This window comes from Kinneretia sp. DJ1R-11 (assembly GCF_025717595.1).
Lineage (GTDB): Bacteria > Pseudomonadota > Gammaproteobacteria > Burkholderiales > Burkholderiaceae_C > Paucibacter_A.
Window position 1 is genome coordinate 241135 of sequence record NZ_JAJIRR010000006.1, and the last position, 20178, is coordinate 261312.

The 20178-nt window shown below is 65.7% G+C and carries 19 protein-coding genes; 15 read left to right on the forward strand and 4 right to left on the reverse strand.

Annotation, left to right across the window (positions count from 1 at the left end; all coding sequences use genetic code 11):
• Nucleotides 1-6 precede the first annotated feature (6 nt).
• Nucleotides 7-438, forward strand: coding sequence for a DUF1841 family protein (locus tag LNV23_RS12800; protein ID WP_263563319.1), 432 nt, complete (start codon nt 7-9; stop codon nt 436-438).
• A 57-nt stretch (nt 439-495) separates the two neighbouring features.
• Here the strand turns inward: LNV23_RS12800 and LNV23_RS12805 are convergent, their stop codons facing one another.
• The 3 genes from LNV23_RS12805 to flgA all read right to left on the reverse strand — a co-directional run bounded on the left by LNV23_RS12805 (nt 496) and on the right by flgA (nt 2254).
• Nucleotides 496-900 (reverse strand): hypothetical protein, encoded by a 405-nt coding sequence (locus LNV23_RS12805; protein WP_263563320.1) that lies wholly within the window; start codon nt 898-900, stop codon nt 496-498.
• A gap of 99 nt (nt 901-999) precedes the next feature.
• Nucleotides 1000-1341, reverse strand: coding sequence for a flagellar biosynthesis anti-sigma factor FlgM (gene flgM / locus LNV23_RS12810; protein ID WP_263563321.1), 342 nt, complete (start codon nt 1339-1341; stop codon nt 1000-1002).
• Between the two features lie 157 nt (nt 1342-1498).
• Nucleotides 1499-2254, reverse strand: a complete 756-nt coding sequence (gene flgA / locus LNV23_RS12815; protein WP_263563322.1) for a flagellar basal body P-ring formation chaperone FlgA — start codon at nt 2252-2254, stop codon at nt 1499-1501.
• A gap of 199 nt (nt 2255-2453) precedes the next feature.
• On the opposite strand from flgA, the gene flgB reads away from it, so the two are divergent.
• The 14 genes from flgB (at nt 2454) to LNV23_RS12885 (ending at nt 18475) form a co-directional block, all read left to right on the forward strand.
• Nucleotides 2454-2870, forward strand: a complete 417-nt coding sequence (gene flgB, locus LNV23_RS12820) for a flagellar basal body rod protein FlgB (protein WP_263563323.1) — start codon at nt 2454-2456, stop codon at nt 2868-2870.
• 41 nt (nt 2871-2911) lie between these two features.
• On the forward strand, nt 2912-3328 hold the full coding sequence (gene flgC / locus LNV23_RS12825; protein ID WP_263520559.1) for a flagellar basal body rod protein FlgC: 417 nt from the start codon (nt 2912-2914) through the stop codon (nt 3326-3328).
• A 23-nt stretch (nt 3329-3351) separates the two neighbouring features.
• The gene (locus LNV23_RS12830) at nt 3352-4002 is read left to right on the forward strand and encodes a flagellar hook assembly protein FlgD (RefSeq protein WP_263563324.1); all 651 of its coding nucleotides are present in this window, start codon (nt 3352-3354) and stop codon (nt 4000-4002) included.
• A gap of 62 nt (nt 4003-4064) precedes the next feature.
• A complete protein-coding gene (flgE, locus tag LNV23_RS12835) occupies nt 4065-5375 on the forward strand; it encodes a flagellar hook protein FlgE (protein WP_263563325.1) in 1311 nt (436 codons plus the stop codon).
• A 50-nt stretch (nt 5376-5425) separates the two neighbouring features.
• Nucleotides 5426-6151 carry a flagellar basal-body rod protein FlgF gene (flgF, locus tag LNV23_RS12840; protein WP_263520555.1) on the forward strand — a complete coding sequence of 242 codons (726 nt, stop codon included), beginning with the start codon at nt 5426-5428 and terminating at the stop codon, nt 6149-6151.
• Between the two features lie 29 nt (nt 6152-6180).
• Nucleotides 6181-6963 (forward strand): flagellar basal-body rod protein FlgG, encoded by a 783-nt coding sequence (gene flgG / locus LNV23_RS12845; RefSeq protein ID WP_263520554.1) that lies wholly within the window; start codon nt 6181-6183, stop codon nt 6961-6963.
• Between the two features lie 11 nt (nt 6964-6974).
• Nucleotides 6975-7661, forward strand: coding sequence for a flagellar basal body L-ring protein FlgH (locus tag LNV23_RS12850; protein WP_263563326.1), 687 nt, complete (start codon nt 6975-6977; stop codon nt 7659-7661).
• 45 nt (nt 7662-7706) lie between these two features.
• The gene (locus tag LNV23_RS12855; protein ID WP_263563327.1) at nt 7707-8840 is read left to right on the forward strand and encodes a flagellar basal body P-ring protein FlgI; all 1134 of its coding nucleotides are present in this window, start codon (nt 7707-7709) and stop codon (nt 8838-8840) included.
• Nucleotide 8841: 1 nt separating this feature from the next.
• Complete coding sequence (flgJ, locus tag LNV23_RS12860; protein WP_263563328.1) at nt 8842-9717, forward strand: flagellar assembly peptidoglycan hydrolase FlgJ; 876 nt, start codon at nt 8842-8844, stop codon at nt 9715-9717.
• Between the two features lie 25 nt (nt 9718-9742).
• Nucleotides 9743-11740, forward strand: a complete 1998-nt coding sequence (gene flgK, locus LNV23_RS12865; RefSeq protein WP_263563329.1) for a flagellar hook-associated protein FlgK — start codon at nt 9743-9745, stop codon at nt 11738-11740.
• Nucleotides 11741-11795: 55 nt separating this feature from the next.
• Nucleotides 11796-13016 (forward strand): flagellar hook-associated protein FlgL, encoded by a 1221-nt coding sequence (gene flgL / locus LNV23_RS12870; RefSeq protein ID WP_263563330.1) that lies wholly within the window; start codon nt 11796-11798, stop codon nt 13014-13016.
• A gap of 16 nt (nt 13017-13032) precedes the next feature.
• Entirely contained in the window at nt 13033-14217 is a 1185-nt protein-coding gene (locus LNV23_RS12875; RefSeq protein WP_263563331.1) for an EAL and HDOD domain-containing protein, read from the forward strand.
• A 38-nt stretch (nt 14218-14255) separates the two neighbouring features.
• On the forward strand, nt 14256-17765 hold the full coding sequence (locus LNV23_RS12880) for a PAS domain S-box protein (RefSeq protein WP_263563332.1): 3510 nt from the start codon (nt 14256-14258) through the stop codon (nt 17763-17765).
• A 101-nt stretch (nt 17766-17866) separates the two neighbouring features.
• Entirely contained in the window at nt 17867-18475 is a 609-nt protein-coding gene (locus LNV23_RS12885; protein WP_263563333.1) for a response regulator, read from the forward strand.
• On the opposite strand, the gene LNV23_RS12890 is transcribed toward LNV23_RS12885, so the two are convergent.
• Nucleotides 18454-20046 carry a sensor histidine kinase gene (locus LNV23_RS12890; RefSeq protein ID WP_263563334.1) on the reverse strand — a complete coding sequence of 531 codons (1593 nt, stop codon included), beginning with the start codon at nt 20044-20046 and terminating at the stop codon, nt 18454-18456. The two genes, LNV23_RS12885 and LNV23_RS12890, sit on opposite strands and share 22 nt — an antisense overlap.
• Nucleotides 20047-20178: the final 132 nt, after the last annotated feature.

Consider the following 20178-nt stretch of genomic DNA (forward strand, 5'->3'; position numbering starts at 1 on the left):
GCGCCTATGTTTGCCCCCTCCCAACTCGAGGTGCGCCGTTTTTTCTGCGCCACCTACCGCAAGCTGCGCGACGGCCTGCCCTTGATTCCCATGGAGGCAATCGCCGCCGACTGGATCGCCCAGCATCCGGAGTACCACGCCGAACTCGACGACGAGGAAGCGGCGCTGGCCGCGGTGTACAGCGTGGAGGAGGGTCGAACCAACCCCTTTCTGCACCTGTCCATGCACCTGACGATCAGCGAGCAGCAGTCCATCGACCAGCCGCACGGCGTGCGCCAGGCGGTCGATCTGCTGGCGGCCAAGCGCAATTCGCTCCATGAGGCCCACCATGTGGCCATGGACTGCCTGGGCGAGATGATCTGGGAATCGCAGCGCAGCGGCCTGCCGCCGGACGGCCACGCCTACCTGGACAAGGTGCGAAAAAAAGCCACGCAGTGAGCGTGGCTGGCAGCGAGGTCGGCTCTGGGGCCCATAGCGACCCGGGCCGGCTTGGGCTCAGGCCTGAATCGAGGGGCCGCCCAAGCTCTTGCGCTCACTCTTGCCGAGCGCCGAGTACAAGCCCGTGGGCTCGCCGGGCATCAGCACATCGATAGCGCGGTCGAGTGCGGCCGTGGCACGGGCCAAAGACTCACGCTGCGCTGCCACTCGCCCGCCGGCCTGGACCAAGCGGTGGCGCAGATGCGGTGGCACGACGCCGGCGCGTGCGGCTTCGCTGAAGCTGGCAATGGCCTGCGCCAAGGCTTGGTGTAGGCGACCGGCGTACTGTTCGATCGCCTGGGTGTCCCGGCGCAACAAGGCGTCGCCGAGCAGATTCAGACAGCTTTCCACCTCCAACAAAGGTTGTTCGAGTTGCTGGCCGACCGCGGCCGGGCTGGATTCAGTTGGAGGCAAAGCGTGCATGGCTGTCCCCGCCATAAGGCGTTGAGAACGCGTTGGGTATCAATCGAAACTCCTGGCAGCAGGCCGACTCGCGCTTGCTGACCCTGCCGTCAAAGCGCCTCAGTGCGGCGACATGCGACTGAGCATTTCCTGGGCATTGGCAATCAGCTTGTCGGCAATGACATTGGCATTGACCGTGAATTTGCCGTCTGAAATCGCCTGGGAGATGCGGCCGACCTTTTCCGTGTCAAAGCTGCCATCTTCAGGAACGCCGGCTAGCAGCTTGGTGGCATTGGTCGACAGCTCCAACGTAGCGCTGGCTTCGGGCGCCTTTTTGCCGGCCACCGCTGCGGCCGCGCCCTGAGCCTGCGAACGCCCGGCCTGGGTTGCGCCCGCCTTGTCGGCACCAACGGCCGACGCTGCGATTTCTGGGCTATTACCGATTTTCATGGTGCTCTCCATAGGCCTGGGTCATGCCCAAACCTGTCCAGGTTTTCCGGTGTATCGACGCTCAACATGAAGACTTTAGTACTTTCGACAAGATCGACCCCACCCCGCGGCAGTTTGTCACTGCCACAGAGCTGCGCCGCAACACCGGCCGGCTGAAGCGAAAGGCTGTTCACAACAGCACCTCCACCCGCCGCTCACCGACGACCCGACCCGTCACGACCCGCCCATTGTCAAAACGGACCTTGACGTTCTGTCCTTCCAGACCTGCGGCCATGGCCTGCCCTTCGCCGGCGACGGCATAACCCGGGCCGGACACCCGGACCTGCACCGTCTCACCCGCAGCGAACCATTGCCGCATCTTCAAGCTGCTGCTGCTCAGCGCCTCGCCAGCCGCCACCGGGTGGCTGAGCGTACGCCCCAGCAGACCGGCGGCATCTGTGAACACCGCGCCAGGCACTGCAGCTATGTCTATTTCGGCCGTTGCCAACTGCGCTTGAGTCAGATTGACCCCCGAAGCCAGGGGTTCAGCGGCCACCACGGCGCGGGCAAACACCCGCACCTGCACCGGCACCGTGACATTCCAGCGCGCACGGCCGTCGACGCAGCGCAGACCGACGCGGGTGCGACCCCACATTTGCAGGCCAGCCGGCAAATAGGGCTGCACCTGGCTGCAAGGCGCCAGCTTCAGACGAGGATCGAGTTGCCCGACCTGCACATCCACCCGGGCCTGTGCCGGCATGCCGGCACGCGCTCCGCTCTGGGCCATGTCCTGCACTTGCAAGCGCAGCTCGGCACTCAAGCCGGACAGAGCTGCAGCCGGTGCCTGCGAGCGAGCCACCAGGGGCAGGCCAGCGAGCACCAGCAGAACCGCCAGCGCCGGACGGCGGAGCGACTCAGTTGCAGGAATGTGGGCTCGGGAAATCATGCGTGGACTTTAGGCCTGCCCCCCCGTCGCCCTTGGTCCGAAATGCGCAGCAAAGCCCATGCTATTCCCGCTAATGTTTTGGAAAGCACCCAACACAATCCTTTCACATCGCCCAATCCCGTCCATCCGGCCGGAACCTGGCAGCTCTGCAGCTGTCCAGGCGTGGCGCTCCAGCCCGAACATCACCGGGGCACGCATCATGCTGAATCGACTCACCGACAACCTGAACTTCCAGACCCAGGCCCTGGCCTTGCGCTCGGAACGCCAGCGCATGCTTGCCAGCAATATCGCCAATGCGGACACCCCGGGCTTCCAGGCCCGCGACCTGGACTTTGCCCGCGCCCTGCGCGAGGCCACGGCTTCAAGCAGCACGGGCAGCGGCAATCTGCTGAGCACCCATGGCGGCCATATGGGGCTGGCGGGCGGCGGGCGCAGCGAAGCCAGCAAACTCTACGCGGTGCCGGCCCAGACCAATCTGGACAGCAACACCGTCGACATGGACCGTGAGCGTGCCAGCTTCGCCGACAACACGGTCAAGTACGAGGCCACCTTGCGCTTCATCAGCGGCTCGGTGCGCACCACGCTCGACGCGATGAAATCGCACAACGCGTCCTGATGCACTGAGCGCCCACGCAGTCACCCGGCCAGGAGCACCCCATGTCCATGTTTCAGATCTTCAACGTTGCCGGCAGCGCCGTCAGCGCGCAGAGCCAGCGCCTCAATGTGGTGGCCAGCAATCTGGCCAATGCTGACACCGTGGCCGGCCCCGATGGCAAGGCCTACAAGGCCAGGCAGGTGGTGTTTCAGACCGCGCTCATGGGGGCCAGCGGCGACCAAGCGGCGGCCGGCGTGCGCGTCAGCACGATCAGCGAAGACCAGACCCCCGGCCGGCGCGTGCACGACCCCAAGCACCCCAAGGCCGATGCCGAAGGCTATGTGACCTACAGCAATGTCAACACGGTCGAGGAGATGGTCAACATGATCTCGGCCTCGCGTTCCTACCAAAACAACATCGAGGTGATGAGCACCGCCAAGAACCTGTTGCTCAAAACCCTGCAGCTCGGCCAGTCCTGAGCTCCACCTGAAAGAGGCCCGCCATGGATGTCATCAGCGCCGTCAAGTCAACCGGCACCACCACCAACTCCGCCCAGGAATCGGCCAGCAAAAAGGCGGTGGACACGCAGGACCGCTTTCTCAAGCTGCTGGTGGCCCAGATGCAGAACCAGGACCCCATGAACCCCATGGACAACGCCCAGGTGACCAGCCAGATGGCACAGATTCAGACAGTGAGCGGCGTCAGCACCCTGGACACCAGCATCAAGTCCCTGGCCAACCAGTTCACCCAGATGCAGGCTCTGCAGAGTGTCTCCTTGGTCGGCCGCGAGGTCAGCGTGGAAGGCAATCGCCTGCAAATGAGCAACGGAGTCGCCGAGGGCAGCTACGACATCAGCAGTCCGGCCGATGCCGTCAAGCTGGAGGTACTGAGCCCAGCCGGCGGCGTCATCGACACCGTCCAACTGGGCGCCCAAGGCACCGGGCGCCATGACTTCAAGTGGCCTTCCGACAAATACGCAGACGACGCCGGGCTGAAGTTCCGCATCACCGCCACCAAGGGCACGGCGGCCGTCAGCAGCACCCTCTATGCCCAGGACAAGGTGCTGGCCGTCAACACGACGGGCACCTCGCTCAAGCTGCAGCTGCAGAACGCCGGCCTGGTGGACTACGCCAGCGTCAAGACCTTCGACTGACGCCGCGCGCACAGCAGCCACTCCAGCAGTCCATCACAACAGATCCATCCGAAGGAAACACCATGAGCTTCCAACAAGGCCTCTCCGGTTTGAACGGCGCGAGCAAGAACCTCGACGTCATCGGCAACAACATCGCCAATGCCGGCACCTACGGTTCCAAGGCTTCTCGGGCCGAGTTCAAAGATGTCTATGCCGGTGCATTGAATGGCGCAGGCGGCAGCCCGGTCGGTATCGGTACCAGCCTGGCGGCCGTGGCACAGCAGTTCACCCAAGGCAATATCACGACCACAGAAAGCCCCATGGACCTGGCCATCAACGGCGGTGGTTTCTTCCAGGTCAGTGATGGCGTCAACCCGATCATGTACAGCCGCAATGGCCAGTTCAAGCTCGACCGAAACGGCTACGTTGTCAACAACGACCAGCTCAAGCTGATGGGTTATCCGGCCGATGGCAGCGGTGTGATCCAGCCGGGCCTGGCCCAGCCACTGAAACTGCCGACCTCGGGCATCGCACCCAAGACCACCTCGGAAATCACGACCGAGTTCAACCTCGACTCGCGCTCCAAGATCACGGCCAATGCCGCTGCGCCCGGCATCGACATGAAGAACCCGGCCACCTACAACAACGCCACCTCGCTGACCGCCTACGACGCCAAGGGCCAGGACGTGGCCATCACCATGTACTTCCAGAAGAACGAGCCGGCGGCCGACGGCAGCACCACCTGGAACATCTTCGCCACCGCCAACGGTGTGCCCTTCGCCACCGACGCACTCGGCGGCGCCATCGGCACCGATGCCAATGGCAACCCATTGACGCCCTATGCCACCGTCACCTTCCCCAAGACCGGCGGCAAGCCCATCGACCCGACCGCCAAGATCAATATGGATGTACCGGCCGGCAAGAACGCGGCCGGCGCGACCACCCTGGACATTCCAGGGATCCAATTCGACATGCTCGGCGCCACCGAGAACGGCTCCAGCTTCGCGGTCACCAACCTGACTCAAGATGGCTATGCCCCGGGCCAGCTCTCGGGCATCCTGATCGAGAACAGCGGCATCGTCATGGCGCGCTACTCCAACGGACAGTCCAAACCGGCCGGCCAGGTTGAGCTGGCCACCTTCCGCAGCCCGCAAGGCCTGCAGCCCATGGGCGGCAACGTCTGGGCGCGCACCTTCGCCTCGGGCGAGGCGGTGGTGGGTGTGCCAGGCGATGGCAATCTGGGCAAGCTGCAATCGGGCGCCCTGGAGGAGTCCAACGTCGACCTGACCGCCGAGCTGGTCAATATGGTCACCGCCCAGCGCGCCTACCAGGCAAGCGCCCAGACCATCAAGACCCAGGATCAGGTGCTGCAGACCATCGTCAACCTGCGTTGACCTGTCTGAACCTGAATCCACTCTCGCCTGACTGAAGCCAAGGACCCGCCATGGACCGCATGATCTACCTCTCGATGGCAGGCGCCAAGGCGGCCATGCAGCGCCAGGATGTACTGGCCAACAACCTGGCCAATGTCTCGACCAACGGCTTTCGCGCCGAGCTGCAGGCCTTTCGCTCGGTGCCGATTCGCGGCGACGGCGCCAGCACCCGCGCCTACGCACTCGAGACCACCACCGGCTACAACTCCGACCCCGGCGTGATGCAAGCCACCAGCCGAAATCTCGACGTGGCCATGAAGGGCAACGCCTGGCTGGCCGTGCAAGGACTGGACGGCACCGAGGCCTACACCCGCGCCGGCGCGCTCGATGTCAACGCCGAGGGCCTGCTGGTCATGCGCAATGGCTTGCAGGTTCAAGGCGATGGCGGCCCCATCAATGCACCGCCGAACACCGAGCTGTCGATCGGCAACGACGGCACCGTCAGCGCCAAGGCCGCCAATGGCACCAGCACCACCATCGGCAAGCTCAAGCTGGTCACGCCCGAGGCGCGCATGACACGGGGCGCCGACGGCTTGTTCCGCGCCCCCGATGGCGACCTGCCCGCCGACCCCACGGCCCGCTTACAAGACGGCGCCCTGGAAGGCTCCAACGTCAGCGCGGTCGAGACCATGGTCAGCATGATCGCGGCCGGCCGCCAGTTCGAGCAGCAGATGAAGCTGATGCAGATTGCCCAGACCCAGGGCCAGCAGTCGGCCAAGCTGCTCGGCACCTCCTGACCTCCCGATTCGCCTGAAGGACACCCACCATGATCCGCTCACTCTGGATTGCCAAGACCGGCATGGAGGCCCAGCAGACTCAGCTGGACACCATCTCCAACAACCTCGCCAATGTCGCCACCAACGGCTTCAAACGCTCGCATGCCGTGTTCGAGGATCTGATCTACCAGAACCTGCGGCAAAGCGGCGCCAACACCACCGAACAGACCCAGCTGCCCACCGGCTTGCAAGTCGGCCTGGGCGTGCGCCCGGTCGCCACCTCGCGCATCTACAGCCAAGGCAATCTGCAGCAGACCACGAACAATCTGGACCTGGCCATCAAGGGCAATGGCTTCTTCCAGGTGCAGATGCCCGACGGCACCACCGCCTACACCCGCGACGGCTCCTTCCAGCTGGACTCGGCCGGCCAGATCGTCACCAACAACGGCTACACGGTGCTGCCCGGCATCACCGTGCCGGCCAATGCCCAAAGCCTGACCATCGGCAACGACGGCACCGTCAGCATCACCGTGCCGGGTTCGCCCGCGCCGCAGACCTTGGGTCAGGTGCAGCTGGCCAATTTCGTCAATCCGGCCGGCCTGGACCCCAAGGGACAGAACCTGTTCTCGGAGACCGCCTCATCGGGCACACCGAATGCTGGCGCGCCCAATGCCAATGGCCTGGGCGCCTTGCAGCAGGGCTTTGTCGAAACTTCGAACGTCAATGTGGTTGAGGAGCTGGTGTCCATGATCCAGACCCAGCGCGCCTACGAACTGAACTCCAAGGCCGTGCAGACCTCGGACCAGATGCTGCAAAAGCTCGCCCAGATCTGATGGAGCGCCTCATGAAGACCCTGCCTGACGCCCGATTCCTGCTGACCCTGGGCAGCGCCCTGTTGCTCGGCGGCTGCAGCACCTTGTACCGCGAACCCCAGGTCGAGCTGCAGCACATGCCGGTGGTCAATTTGCCGGCCCTGCCACTGCAGCCACCCAACAATGGCGCCATCTACCAAGCCGCAGCCTACCGCCCCCTGTTCGAGGACCACCGCGCCCGCTTGGTCGGCGACACCCTGACCATCCAGATCGTCGAAAAAGTCACGGCCAGCCAAAGCAGCACCAGCGAGCTGAACAAGAGCGGCTCGCTGACGGCTGGCGTCACCGCCCTGCCCTTCATCAGCGCCAACTCCTTCGGCCGGGCCTCGGCCGGCGGCAGTTCGGCCACCAAATCGACCGGCAAGGGCACGAACGAAAACACCAACGACTTCTCCGGCAGCATCACCGCCGTGGTGACCGCCGTGCTGCCCAACGGGCATCTGATGATCAGCGGCGAGAAGCAGATCGGCGTCAACCATAACGTCGATGTTCTGCGCTTCTCGGGCCAGGTCGACCCCCGTTCGATCACCCAGGGCAATGTCGTGCCCTCCGCGTCCGTCGCCAATGTTCGGATCGAACAGAAGGGCCGCGGCGCCACCGCCGACGCCCATGGAATAGGCTGGTTGTCGCGGTTCTTTTTGAACCTTTGGCCCACTTAAGTTTGCCCAGAATCGGTCGTAGAGGATTCCCCCTCCACGACCATCATGCAAACAGCCACCGAAAAACTCCTACGCGCCCTGATCGGCCTTGCCGCCCTGCTGGCCAGTGCCGCCTTGTGGTGGCCCGTTGAGGCCGAAGCGGCCCGCATCAAGGAAGTGGCCGCGATCCAAGGAGTGCGCACCAATGCCCTGACCGGCTACGGCCTGGTGGTCGGCCTTGATGGCACGGGTGACCAGACCACCCAGGCCCCCTACACAGGCCAGAGCTTGGCCGCCATGCTGCAGCAGTTCGGCGTCATCCTGCCGCAAGGCGTGACCATGCAGCCGCGCAATATCGCCGCGGTCATGGTGACCGCTCAGCTGCCCGCCTTCGCCCAGCCCGGCCAGCAGCTCGACATCGCCGTGTCCTCGGTTGGCAATGCCAAAAGCTTGCGCGGCGGCACCCTGATCACCACCCCACTGCGCGGGGCCGACGGCCAGGTCTATGCCCTGGCACAAGGAAATCTGATCGTTGGCGGTGCCGGCGCTTCGGCGGGCGGCTCGAAGGTCCAGATCAACCACCTCTCGGCCGGCCGCATCCCGGCCGGCGCCCTGGTCGAGCGCTCGGTGCCGACACCGTTGCAGAACGGCGACTTCATCCAGCTCGACCTCAACGCCGCCGACTTCAACACCGCACGAGCCGTGGCCCGCGCCATCAACAAGGCCAAGGGCGCCGGCGTGGCCCAGGCCATGGATGGCCGCGTGGTGCGCGTGCGCGCCCCCAACGACCCCGACGAACGAGTCAACTTCCTGGCCGATATGGAAAACCTGGCCCTGGACTTGGCCGAACCTGCAGCGCGCATCGTCATCAATGCCCGGACCGGATCGGTGGTCATGAACCAGGCCGTGACCCTGGCCGCCTGCGCTGTTGCGCACGGCAACTTGTCGGTCACCATCAGCTCCACACCCCAGGTCAGCCAGCCCAATGCCATGTCGGGCGGACAGACCCAGGTCACCGAGAAAGTCGACATCTCCATCAAGCAAGACCCGGGCTCGCTGATCCAGCTGCCCGCCGGTGCCAAGCTGGCCGATGTCGTCAAGGCGCTGAATTCGCTGGGCGCCACGCCGCAAGACCTGCTGGCCATTCTGCAAGCGATGAAAACCGCCGGCGCGCTGAACGCCGAGCTGGAGGTGATCTGATATGGCCCTCTCTCCCAACAATGGCATGGCCCTGGGCGGTGGCACCAGCCTGGGCAATGACCACCGCTCGATCGAAGCCCTGCGCTCGGCCGCCGCGCGCGACCCCAAGAGCAGCATCCGCGAAACCGCCAAGCAGTTCGAGTCCCTGTTCATGCAGGAGGTGATGAAGAGCATGCGCTCCAACACCATGGCCACCGGCATGCTCGAGAACTCCGCCACCCAGATGGGCAGCGAGATGCTGGACACCCAGTTCGCCGGCAAGATGACCGGTCTGCCCGGCGGACTGTCCGATGCGATCGCGCGCCAACTGCAGCGCCAGATGGGCGTCAGCGATGGCAAGGCCGAGCCGCTCAAGACCTTGCAGCCCCTGCCCACACTGGCCAAGAAGAATGTGGCGCCTCATGTGGCCAGCTTTATCCAGAAGCACGACGACGCGGCCAAGGCCGCAGAAGCCAGCACCGGCATCCCGGCCAGCTTCATGATTGCCCAGGCCGCACACGAATCTGGCTGGGGCAAGCGCGAGATCAACACCAAGGACGGCCAGCCATCCTTCAACGTCTTCGGCATCAAGGCCACGTCGGCATGGAAGGGTGCCGTGGCCGAGGTGCAGACCACCGAGTTCATCGACGGCAAAGCCCAGCGCGTCACCGCCAAATTCCGCGCCTATGGCAGCTATGAAGAAGCCTTCAAGGACTACGCCAAGCTGATCAGCAACAACGAGCGCTACAGCAAGGTGGTGGCGCAGGCCCAGAACGGCGGCGCCAAGGGCTTTGCCCAAGGCTTGCAAAACGCCGGCTACGCCACCGACCCCGACTACGCCAGCAAGCTGGCCCGGGTCATCAACACCACGGTGCGCGTCCAGCGCGCCCTGGCCTGAAGTTCAGGCCTGAGGAGCGCAAGCCATGAGCGGATTGCTGTCCATCGGCGTACGGGCGATGTTTGCCAATCAGGCCGCCCTGCAGGCGGTCGGGCAGAACATCGCCAATGCAAACACCCCGGGCTATTCCCGCCAGTCGGTGGTGTTGACCACGCCGGAAGGCCAGTACACCGGCGCCGGCTATTTCGGCAAAGGCGTGACGATCCAGACGGTCGAACGCTCGCACAATGAGTTCCTGACCCGCCAGGCGGCCGGCAGCAAGTCGCTGGCCCATATGGACTCGACCCGCATGAGCCAGCTGTCGCAGCTGGAGAAGATCTTCCCGCCTGGCGAAACCGGCTTGGGCGCGGCCGCAGGCCAGTTCCTGAACGCCATGGTGGATGTCAGCAGCCGGCCCTCCGACCCGTCCGCGCGCCAAGTCGTGATGGGCCGGGCGACCGAAGTCGCGGCCCGCTTTGCCAGTGCCGGCCAGCAGCTGGTGGAACTGCAGTCGGGCGTGGTCAGCGACCTCAAAGCCAATGTCGACGTGGTCAACCAGTTGAGCAAGCAAATCGCCTTCGCCAACGACCAGATCTCGCGAGCCAACGGCAATGGTCACACCCCCAATGACCTGCTGGACCAACGCGACAAGCTGGTCTCCGAGCTCAGCCAGTACATCCAGGTGTCGACTCTGCCGGCCACCGATGGCACCTTGGGGGTTTTCATCGGCGGCGGCCAGCGCTTGGTTCTCGGCACCGAGGCACAGCAACTCACCGTCACGCAGGACCCCTACGACAGCCAGCGTGCGGCCCTCAGCATCACCGATTCCAGCGGTCCGCGCTCCTTGGATGAAAGCGTGCTCACAGGCGGCTCGATTTCTGCCTTGCTGCAGTACCAGAACAAGGACCTGCAGGACGCCCGCAATATGTTGGGCCAGATGGCAGCAGCGCTGGCCTCGCGGGTCAATGACCAGCAGGCCCTGGGCCTGGACCTGTCCGACCCACCGGGCAAGGGCGTGCCGATCTTTGCCTTCGGCTCACCTCGCGCCTTGCCGGCGAGCACCAATGCACGCGCCCCCGACGGCAGCTTTGCGTCTGATGTGACCATGACCATCACCAACGCCAGCCAGCTGCAGGCCAGCGCCTACCGCCTGGAGACCGATCCGACCGGTGGTGGTGCCAGCTACAAGCTGACCCGGATCAGCGACGGTTACAGCCAGACCGTGGTCAATGGCGACACGGTGGATGGCTTCCGCATCGACTTCTCGGCCACACCGCCTGGCCCCGGTGACTCCTACATCCTGGAGCCCGTCGCACAGGCTGCCGTGGAAATGCGCCGGGTGCTGGAGCAGCCTACCGGCATCGCCGCCGCGTCGCCGCTGACCGCGACCACCAATGTCGACAACAAGGGCTCGACCACGGTCAATTCCATCTACGCGGTGAATGACAAGTTTGACGCCAGCAAGCTGCCCATCAGCCTCGCTTTCGGTGACCCCGACCCAGTCAACCCCGCCAAGCTGCAGTACACCCTGACCCTGGGCGATGGCTCGGTGCTGACCGGCACCTGGTCAGCCGGCCAGAACATCGGCAACCAGCCCACCGCCGTGCCGCCGATCGACCTGGGCTTCGAACTCAGCCTGAACGGCGTGCCGCGCAAGGACGACACCATCACGCTGGAGCGCACCCAGTTTCCGGCCACCAACAACGGCAATGCCAAGGCCTTCCTGAACATCCAGGGCGAAAAATTCGTCGGCCAGCGCGTGCGCGCCGATGGCAGCGTCGCCGTTGGTGCCACCATCAACGAAGCCTACTCCGCCACCATGAGCGAAATTGGTTCGCGGGTGCAGGGTGCCACCTATTTGTCCAGTGTCTCCGTGGCGGTGGCGGCCGAAGCAGAATCCAGCCGCGCTGGCCAGGCTGGCGTCAACCTCGACGAAGAAGCCGCTCGGCTGATGCAGTACCAGCAGGGCTACCAAGCCGCGGCCAAGGTGCTGCAAGCCGCCCAGAGCCTGTTCGATGAATTGCTGCGCCTGGCTGCGCGCTGAGCTCTCAGCGGCTGGCAGGCACTGAGCCGACCCCATACGAATAAGGAGCACCGCCATGCGCCTCGCCACATCCAATATCTTTGACACCAGCATCGCCACCTTGCAGCGCCGCCAGCAGTCCATGCAAGCTTCGCAGCAGCAGCTGACCTCGGGCAAGAAAATCAACCTGGCCAGTGACGACCCGACCGGCGCCGCGCGCGCCGAGCGCTCGCTCGCCACCATCGGCCGGGTCGATGCCAACCAGCGCGCCTTGGAAGCCAGCCGCAACGGCATGACGCTCAGCGAGGCCGCCCTGGGCGACGCCAACGAGCTCCTGCAGCAGATGCGCGAGACCATGATCGCTGCGGGCAACGCCAGCTACAGCGATGCCGAGCGCGCCGGCTTGGCCAACAAAATTGCCGGCCTGCGCAACCAGCTGCTGGCGATTGCCAACCGCGGCGATGGCGCCGGCGGCTATCTGTTCTCAGGCCAGGGCGCCAGCGACCCGCCCTTCCTGGACCAAGCCGGCGGCGTGCGCTTCAATGGCGTGTCGGGCTCCATTCAGACCGGCAATATCGACAACTTCCCCCTCACCGTGGACGGCCGTCTGGTGTTCGAGCAAGCGAGCAGCGGCAACGGCACCTTCGAGACTGGCCCCCTGCCCAATCTGATCTCGGTGCCGCCCGGCGCGGCACCCAAGGGTTGGATCGACGCCGGCCGCACGGCCGACCCCTCGCAGCTGACCGGTCACAACTACTTGGTTGAAATCAGCGGCACCGGGCCCGGCGCCACCGTCACCGTGACCGACACAGACCTGGGCGCAGCCGTGATGTCCGGCCCCTTCACCCCGGGCAAGGCCGTGACCTTCGACGGCATGGCCATCAACATCTCAGGGCAGCCGGTCGACGGCGACCGCTTCGAGATCAAGCCGTCCACCAACTCGCTGAAGCTGTTCGACGTGCTGGACCGCACTGTGGCCGAGTTGCGCACGCCGCTGCGCACTGGCGTCGAAATTTCCCAGTCCAACTCCGGCCGCGTGCGCGACCTGGATGCGGTGATGACGAACTTACAAAATGTTCGCAGTCAGCTGGGCGAGAGGTTGAATAATCTGGATGGCACCGAGTCCCGCATGGCGGCACTCAAGCAGTACAACCAAGCCGAACGTTCCGCGGCCGAAGACCTCGACATGGTGCAAGGCATTTCCGACTTCCAGAACCAGCAAACCGGCTATGACACGGCGCTGAAGACCTATGCGATGGTGCAGCGCATGTCGCTGTTCCAGTACCTCAACGTTTGATTCCCCCAGCGGCTTCATGAACCATCCCATACTCGGCGCCATTGCCCTCGGCTACACCCCTTTGATCGACCGCCAGCGCATGGTCGGCGCGACCCGACTGACCGTGGTTCCCCTGCGTCCGGACGCGCCGCTGGAGGCAGCCGAGCTGCTGGCCGCCGTGGCCGAAGTCTGGCCCGCCGGCGGCGGCCAAGTGATTCTCAACGTCATCAACGAAGGCCTGCTGACGGCCTTGCTGAGCAGCGAGCTCAGCCCCAATGTGCTGATCGAGGTGCCGGCCTTCATGGCCTGTGACGCGGTACATGCAGAACTTCTGCTGGCACTGAAAAAACGCGGCACCGGCCTGCTCTTGAAAGGTCGACCTGCCGCGGCCGTGCCAGCCGAGCTGCTGCCCTGCTTCAAGCAGGCCGTACTCGACCTCGATGACGAAAGCCGGCCCTCCGATGTGGCCATGCCTGCCTTGCCGCGCTATGTGGCGGGCCTGCGCAGTGCGGTCGACATCGATGCAGCCTTCGGCCGCGGCGCAACCGGCGTGATCGGCTGGCCCATGCAAGGCCCCTACGAGCCGCCGGCCAATGCAGCGCGCAGCGATATTCAGGCCGACCTGCAGGTGATCGTTGAGCTGATGTCCCGGGTGGATCAGGATGAAGACATCGAGCGCTTGGAACAGACCCTCAAGCGCGACCCCAGCCTGGCCTTCAAGCTGCTGCGCTACCTGAACTCGGCCGCATTTGGCCTGCCAGTCGAGGTGTCTTCCTTCCGGCACGCCATCATGCTGCTGGGCTATCCGCGCCTCAAGCGCTGGCTGGCCCTCTTGCTGACCACGGCCAGCAAGGACCACAGCATGCGACCCATCATGTTCGCCGCCCTGCGCCGCGGCCTGCTGATGGAGGAGCTGGCCAAGAGCATGAGCGACAGCGAGCTGCGCGACGAAATGTTCATCTGCGGCTTGTTCTCCCTGCTCGACCACATGCTCAAGCAGCCCTTCACCAAGCTGCTGCAGTCGATTCCCATGCCCGAACGCGTTCGCCAGGCCCTGGTCGAAGGCAGCGGCCCCTACCAACCCTATCTGGAGCTGGTGCACGCGATCGAGAACGAATCGGTCTATGACTTCCGCAGCGCCGCCGAGCAGCTGATGCTGAGCGCCGAGGAGATCAACCAATGCGTGCTGCGGGCGCTGAGCAAGGCCGCCCAGCTCGAGTGAACCCGGCATCCCCCGGGCGGCCCGTAAACTCGGCGCCAATGTCAGCCCAACTCTCTCTCCTGCCCCAAGACCTCGCCGCCCTGCGCGGCGTGTTCGGGCTCATCAGCGACCCGGTCCTGCTGCTCGGCGAAGCGCTGGAAGTGGTGGAAGCCAATCCCAGTGCGCAGAGCCTTTTGGAGCAAGCCGCAGGGCTGAGTGGTGGCAAGGGTCTGCACGGCCTGCAGACCAGCCATGGCGGCCGGGTCGGCGACTGGTTGCGTCTGGCCAGCCGGGCCCTGCTGGACGGCCGACAGGGCCCACCGCCGACCGGCATCAAATTGGTCAGCGGCCAGAAAGCGCTGCTGACCCTGGTGGCGCTGGAGCCCCGCGACGATGATGCAGCGCGCTGGATGCTCCATGCCCGCCCGGAAGAGAAACACCGCGGCAAGCCGGCGGCCGGCAAGGCCAACTCGCCCGAGCCCGCCGCAGAGGGTCAGGTCTTGCCTAGCACCCCAGCGCCCAGCCCTGCTGCAGCCCCTGCCCAGCCGGGTGAGGCCGGCGCGCGCGAGCAGCTGCTGCGTGAACAGACCGAACGCGCCCAGACCGAACTGGCCCAATGGTTCGAAATGAGCCCCCTGCCCATGTGCAGCTTCGACGCGCAGGGCCTGCTGCTCAAAGCCAACAGCGCCTTCAGTGCACTGTGCCTGCGCCCGCTGAGCACCTTGCACGAGGCCGATGCCGCCATCCAGCAATTGCTGGCTTGGGACCAGGGCCGCCTCAGCGAAGCCCTGACGGCGCAGGACGAAGGGCTGCTGACCCAGGCCACCCTGATCGACCCGGCCGGGCGCACGCGCTGGCTGCTCGGTCGGCTGCGGCCCCTGGCAGGCAGCGGCGGCTCAGCACGCCGCTTCCTGGCTGTGCTGGAGGACCGCAGCTCGGAGCAAGAGCGAGACCTCGCTCACCAGCAGCTGGACGCCCTGATGGACACTGCCGGCGTCGGCCTGGCGACTTTCCAGCAGGATGCCGGCTGGCTGCGCCCGCGCGCGCCGCGCACACCGCCACCGGCGACAGGCAGCCTGGGCCAGACAGCCGCCAGCCAGCGCAACTCGCTGGCCAGCCTTCAAGGCGTCGGCCGCGACATCGTCGAGCCGGGCTCGCTGCATGAATTCGAACGGCTGCAGAAAGCACTCAAAAAAGGCGATCGGATCGAAGTCCGCTACGCCGTACGCCACCCCGAACTGGGCCGGCGCTGGCTGCTGACCCGGGTCGAGCCCGGCCAGCTGGCTTCGGGCAAACGGACCACTTCGGTCGTCACCCTGGACGTGACGGCCCAGGCCCAGGCCGAAACCCGCAGCGAGCAACTGTTGCATGAGTTGACCACCATCATGGACAGCGCCAGCCTGGGTCTGGCCTATCTGCGCGGTGACCAGCTGGTGCGCTGCAATGGCGGGTTCGAACAGATGCTGGGCCTGCCCGGTCTGCAACATGCCGGCACGCCGGTGGCGCAGCTGTTTGCGGCCCTGCCCGAACTGGCGCAGCAGGTGCAGGACGCCCTGCCCAAACTACAAGCTCAGCAAACCTTCGAGGCGGAATTCCTGCAAGTGGGCAGCGAAGCGGCCCAGCCGCGTTGGCTGTCCCTGAGCCTTCGTCAGGTGCGCGCGGCCACCCCGGCCGGCGAGGCCGACAGCGGCCCGCCGCGCGACAGCGAAACCATTGTGGTCATCAGCGACATCTCGCGCCTCAAGGCGCAGCAGAGCGAGCTGGAGGCCCTGGTGCAGGACCGCGAGCTGATGTTCAGCCTGTCCGACGTCGGCATCGCCATCTTGCGCAAGGGCCGCATCGCCCGTGCCAATGACGCGCTGGCCGCCCTGACCGGCTACCGCATCCACGAGCTCGGCGGCCTGGCCCATGAAGCCCTGTTCGAAAGCCCACAAGATTTCGAGCACCTGAGCGCCGAGGTGCGCGAGGCCTTGCAAAACCGAGGTCTCTGGCGTGGTGAACGCCGGGTGCGACGCCAGGACGGCAGCGTGCTCTGGATGCAAGTCAGCAAGCGCGTGATGCGGCCCGGCGCCCCGGACGAGGGCATCATCGCCACCTACGTCAATGTGGACGACCGCTGGCGCGCCCAGCAGTCGCTGATGCTGCAGACCGAGCGCGAACGCGCGGTGCTGGACTCGGTGCTGGTCGGCATCGTCACCGTCGGCCGCGGCGGCATCGAGTGGATGAATCGCTCGGCGCGACGCATGTTTGGCGGCGACCTGAGCGAGTTTGCCGGCCACTCCATGAGCATTGTGGCCACGCCGGCGTCTGACCACCCCTTCCGCCAGACCCATTACCTGGACGAAATGACCGAGGGCCAGACCGAGGCCTTCGAGTGCCGCCTGAAAGCGCGCGACGGGCGTGAATTCTGGGTGGTCGGCAATGTGGTGGTCACTGGCGCGCGCGGTACCGGCCGCCAGCTGACCTTCGCCCTGCTCGACATCGACCGCCGCCGCCAGGCCGAGGCCCAGACCCTGCAGGCGCAGGCCTCGCTGAGCCGCATCATCGAAGCCGCGCCGCTGGCCATCAGCCTGCATGACGCCAAGACCTTGCGGGTCGAACAGATCAACCAGGCCGCCGCCGCGCTGGCCGGGCGCAGCGAAGAGGAACTGATGGGCGCCAGCCCCGAGGACTTGTTCGGCCCCATGCAGGGCGAGCTGATCCGGCGCGATATGTTGAGCGCCCTGTCCGCCAGCGCCAGCACCGTGCTGCAACGCGAGTACCGGCTCGGCGAGGGCGAGCATGAACGCGTCTGGGACGCGCGCATCCTGCACCTGGCCGGCACCGGCGACAGCCCCGACGCGATCGACGAAGGCACGCCCGAGCAGCTGCTGCTGGTGGCCAGCGATGTGACCGAGCACCGCGCCGCTGAAGAAGCGCGCTTGCAAGCCGCCATCTCGCAGCGCGAATTGCTGGTGCGCGAGGTGCACCACCGCATCAAGAACAATCTGCAAGGCGTGGCCGGTCTGCTGCAGCAGATCGCGGCGCGCCGACCCGAGGTGGCCGGCGTGATCAACGAGGCGGTCGGCCAGGTGCAAGCGATTGCCCAGGTCTACGGCCTGCAAGTCGGCAGCTCCGGGCCGCTGCGTCTGCGCCGGGTGGTGGACGCCATCATCGGCTCGGTGCAGCGCATGAGCGGGCGCCAGATCGCCAGTCACATCGAAGGCGCCACGGCCGAACGTGTCAATGACTGGACCCTGCCCGAGGCAGAATCGATCCCGATCGCCCTGACCCTCAACGAGCTGCTCAGCAATGCGCTCAAGCACAGCCCGGCCGGCGCTGTCAGCTGTACCTTGCACTGCGGAGCCGATAGCGTCAGTGTGGCCATCACCAATCCGGGCCGTCTGCCGGCAGACTTCAGCCTGGCGCAAGTGCCTGGCGGTGTTTCGGGTCTGGGCTTGGTACGCGCCCTGTTGCCGCGTCGCACCGCCCGCCTGAACCTGGAGCAGGAGGGCGAGCTGGTGGTCTGCCGAGTCGAGCTGCTGCAACCGAGCGTCAGCCTGCTGCCAAACTCTCCCACAGCCCCGTAGTCACCCCAGGGCGCCCCCTTCGCTGGTTTGGGCGACAATGCCGCCAAACACAAGGTCGGCAGCAGCCGGCCATATTCCAGCACAGCGGGGGACCTCCAACGGTGAGCAGCAAGGGCAAGATTCTCGTAGTCGACGATGACCGTCTGGTTCTGGCGACCCTGACCTATGGGCTGGCGCAGGCCGGCTTCGAAGTCATTGACGCAGACAACGGCGACGACGCCATCCTGCTGGCGCGCGAACACCGCCCCGAGTTGGCCTTGCTCGACATCCGCATGGAAGGCTTGAGCGGCTTCGATGTCGCCGCCTATTTGCGCGAGTACCTTCAGATCCCCTTCATGTTCCTGTCGGCCTTTGCCGACGAGGAAACCGTGGCCAAGGTCAAGGAGCTGGGCGCCGTCGCCTACCTGGTCAAGCCGCTGGACATTCACCAGATCGTTCCCGCGGTCGAAGCTGCGTTTGCCCAGCGGCGCCAGAACCCGAGCCAGGAAGCAGCGCCCAGCGCCCATGCCCGGCGCGATCCCCACCCGGTGCTCGACGATCTGCAAGCACTGGCCGTGGGCGTGCTGATGCACCGCTACTCGCTGGCGCGTGGCGACGCCCTGGCGCGGCTGCAGAAGCTGAGTGCCAGTGAAGGCAGGTCGGATGCCGAGCAGGCTCGCCTGCTGGTCGAAGCGGTGGAGATGCTGGCTCAGCCAGCCAATGTGAAGTAAAACCGGGCGCCCTCGCCCACGGCCGACTCGGCCCAGATGTCGCCGCCATGGCGACGCACAATGCGGCGCACCGAGGCCAGGCCGACGCCCGTGCCCTGGAAGTCACTGGCGCTGTGCAGGCGCTGGAAGACGCCGAACAGGCGGTCGGCGAAGCGCATGTCAAAACCGGCGCCGTTGTCGCTGATCCGATAAGTCCATTGCCCCTCTTCCAGCTGTGCCTCGAAGCGGATCTGGGCCTGCGCACATTTGCCGCTGTACTTCCAGGCATTGCCGAGCAGGTTCTCCAACACCATGCGCAAGAGGGTCGGGTCACCCTGCGCCACCATACGGGGCTGGATGTGCACGGTCACCGAGCGCTCGGGCGCACTGCGGCGCAGCTCTTCCACCACGAAGCCGGCCAGCTGAGACAGGTCGACCGGCTGGCGCGCCAGCGGCTGGGCCGAGAGCTGGGACAGCGACAGCAAGGAATCGATCATGCTGTTCATGCGCGCGGCCGCGCCCATGACCCGGTCCAGGTGGTCGTTGCCGATGCGATCCAGCAAGCGACCGTAGTCCTCTTTCAAGATGCGGGCAAAGCCCTCGACCACGCGCAGTGGTGCGCGCAAATCATGGGAGACGGTGTAGCTGAAGGACTCGTGCTCGCCGGCATCGCTGGGCGGCGGCAGGGCCGGTGCCGTGACCGGCGGCAAGAGTGCCAAGGCGTAGCTGCCGGATGCATCGGTGTAGGCGCGTGGCAAGTGCCCGCTCAAGCGTTCGCACAGGCCGGCGCTGAACTGGCCCTGGCAGTCTTGCCAGCGTTCGCCAACGCGCGCGCCGGCCGCTGCAGCCTGCGAATTCTGAGCCAGCAGCAGAACCGGTGGCACGACACTGAGCAACCAGGCCGGGCCGGGCAAGGCCTCCAGCCAGGCGGTGCTCAGCACCGGCGGCGGCAGATCGAGCGGCAAGGCCAGCTCCTGCAAAGGTCGGGCGCTGCCGCAATAGCCTTCAAAACAACCCTGCGCATCCCAGCGCGCAAGGCCGTGCAAGAGCCACAAACCGGAGTGCGGCGCGCCGTCCACCGCCTGAACCTGCAGTTCAAACTCCTGCCTCTGCTGGCCGAGCAGCTCGCGCAAGCTACCGGTCGCGCTGCCCTCGGCGCCACTCAACAAGTGGAAGCGCTCCCAAAGCGCCTGACAGGTGCTGTGGCCGACCCACTGGGAGCTGAGCGCCTCACGCGGCCCCTGCCAGCGCACGAGATGGTGTTCGGCGTCGGTGGCCCATTGCCAGTCGGTCTGTAGCTGCGACATCAAGCGGCTGTGCTGCCGCGCCTCGCGCAGGCTGTCGTGCAGACGCTGGCGGGTCAGTCGCACGCCCACATGCCAGCCCAAGCCAGCCACCAGCAAAAACAGCAGTCCGGTGCAAAACACTGTCAGCAGGCTGACCGTCCAGCTCAGGGAAACAAGCTCCTGCAGCGCCACGAACCAGGCCAAACTCAGCAAGGAAACGCCAGCCAGCAGCAGCGCCAGCGTGGCAGCGGCGGCCCGGCGGGGCAGGCGGCGTGTGCTGACACGGGCATCGCTGGAGCTGTTCATGCGAGGCATTGTACGGAGCACGATCGGGCGCTCAGCGCACTCAGTGGAAACGCACCGTCAGCCGCCCTCAGACGCTTGGATCAAGTCCTTGACAGTGCGGCTACATTCCGTCAGTGACTGCCATCCACACCG

Bases quoted from the DNA above. Each gene is read 5' to 3' on its own strand.
- LNV23_RS12800 (WP_263563319.1), top strand. From the start codon at position 7: ATGTTTGCCCCCTCCCAACTCGAGGTGCGCCGTTTTTTCTGCGCCACC.
- LNV23_RS12805 (WP_263563320.1), bottom strand. From the start codon at position 900: ATGCACGCTTTGCCTCCAACTGAATCCAGCCCGGCCGCGGTCGGCCAG.
- flgM (WP_263563321.1), bottom strand. From the start codon at position 1,341: ATGGAGAGCACCATGAAAATCGGTAATAGCCCAGAAATCGCAGCGTCG.
- flgA (WP_263563322.1), bottom strand. From the start codon at position 2,254: ATGATTTCCCGAGCCCACATTCCTGCAACTGAGTCGCTCCGCCGTCCG.
- flgB (WP_263563323.1), top strand. From the start codon at position 2,454: ATGCTGAATCGACTCACCGACAACCTGAACTTCCAGACCCAGGCCCTG.
- flgC (WP_263520559.1), top strand. From the start codon at position 2,912: ATGTCCATGTTTCAGATCTTCAACGTTGCCGGCAGCGCCGTCAGCGCG.
- LNV23_RS12830 (WP_263563324.1), top strand. From the start codon at position 3,352: ATGGATGTCATCAGCGCCGTCAAGTCAACCGGCACCACCACCAACTCC.
- flgE (WP_263563325.1), top strand. From the start codon at position 4,065: ATGAGCTTCCAACAAGGCCTCTCCGGTTTGAACGGCGCGAGCAAGAAC.
- flgF (WP_263520555.1), top strand. From the start codon at position 5,426: ATGGACCGCATGATCTACCTCTCGATGGCAGGCGCCAAGGCGGCCATG.
- flgG (WP_263520554.1), top strand. From the start codon at position 6,181: ATGATCCGCTCACTCTGGATTGCCAAGACCGGCATGGAGGCCCAGCAG.
- LNV23_RS12850 (WP_263563326.1), top strand. From the start codon at position 6,975: ATGAAGACCCTGCCTGACGCCCGATTCCTGCTGACCCTGGGCAGCGCC.
- LNV23_RS12855 (WP_263563327.1), top strand. From the start codon at position 7,707: ATGCAAACAGCCACCGAAAAACTCCTACGCGCCCTGATCGGCCTTGCC.
- flgJ (WP_263563328.1), top strand. From the start codon at position 8,842: ATGGCCCTCTCTCCCAACAATGGCATGGCCCTGGGCGGTGGCACCAGC.
- flgK (WP_263563329.1), top strand. From the start codon at position 9,743: ATGAGCGGATTGCTGTCCATCGGCGTACGGGCGATGTTTGCCAATCAG.
- flgL (WP_263563330.1), top strand. From the start codon at position 11,796: ATGCGCCTCGCCACATCCAATATCTTTGACACCAGCATCGCCACCTTG.
- LNV23_RS12875 (WP_263563331.1), top strand. From the start codon at position 13,033: ATGAACCATCCCATACTCGGCGCCATTGCCCTCGGCTACACCCCTTTG.
- LNV23_RS12880 (WP_263563332.1), top strand. From the start codon at position 14,256: ATGTCAGCCCAACTCTCTCTCCTGCCCCAAGACCTCGCCGCCCTGCGC.
- LNV23_RS12890 (WP_263563334.1), bottom strand. From the start codon at position 20,046: ATGAACAGCTCCAGCGATGCCCGTGTCAGCACACGCCGCCTGCCCCGC.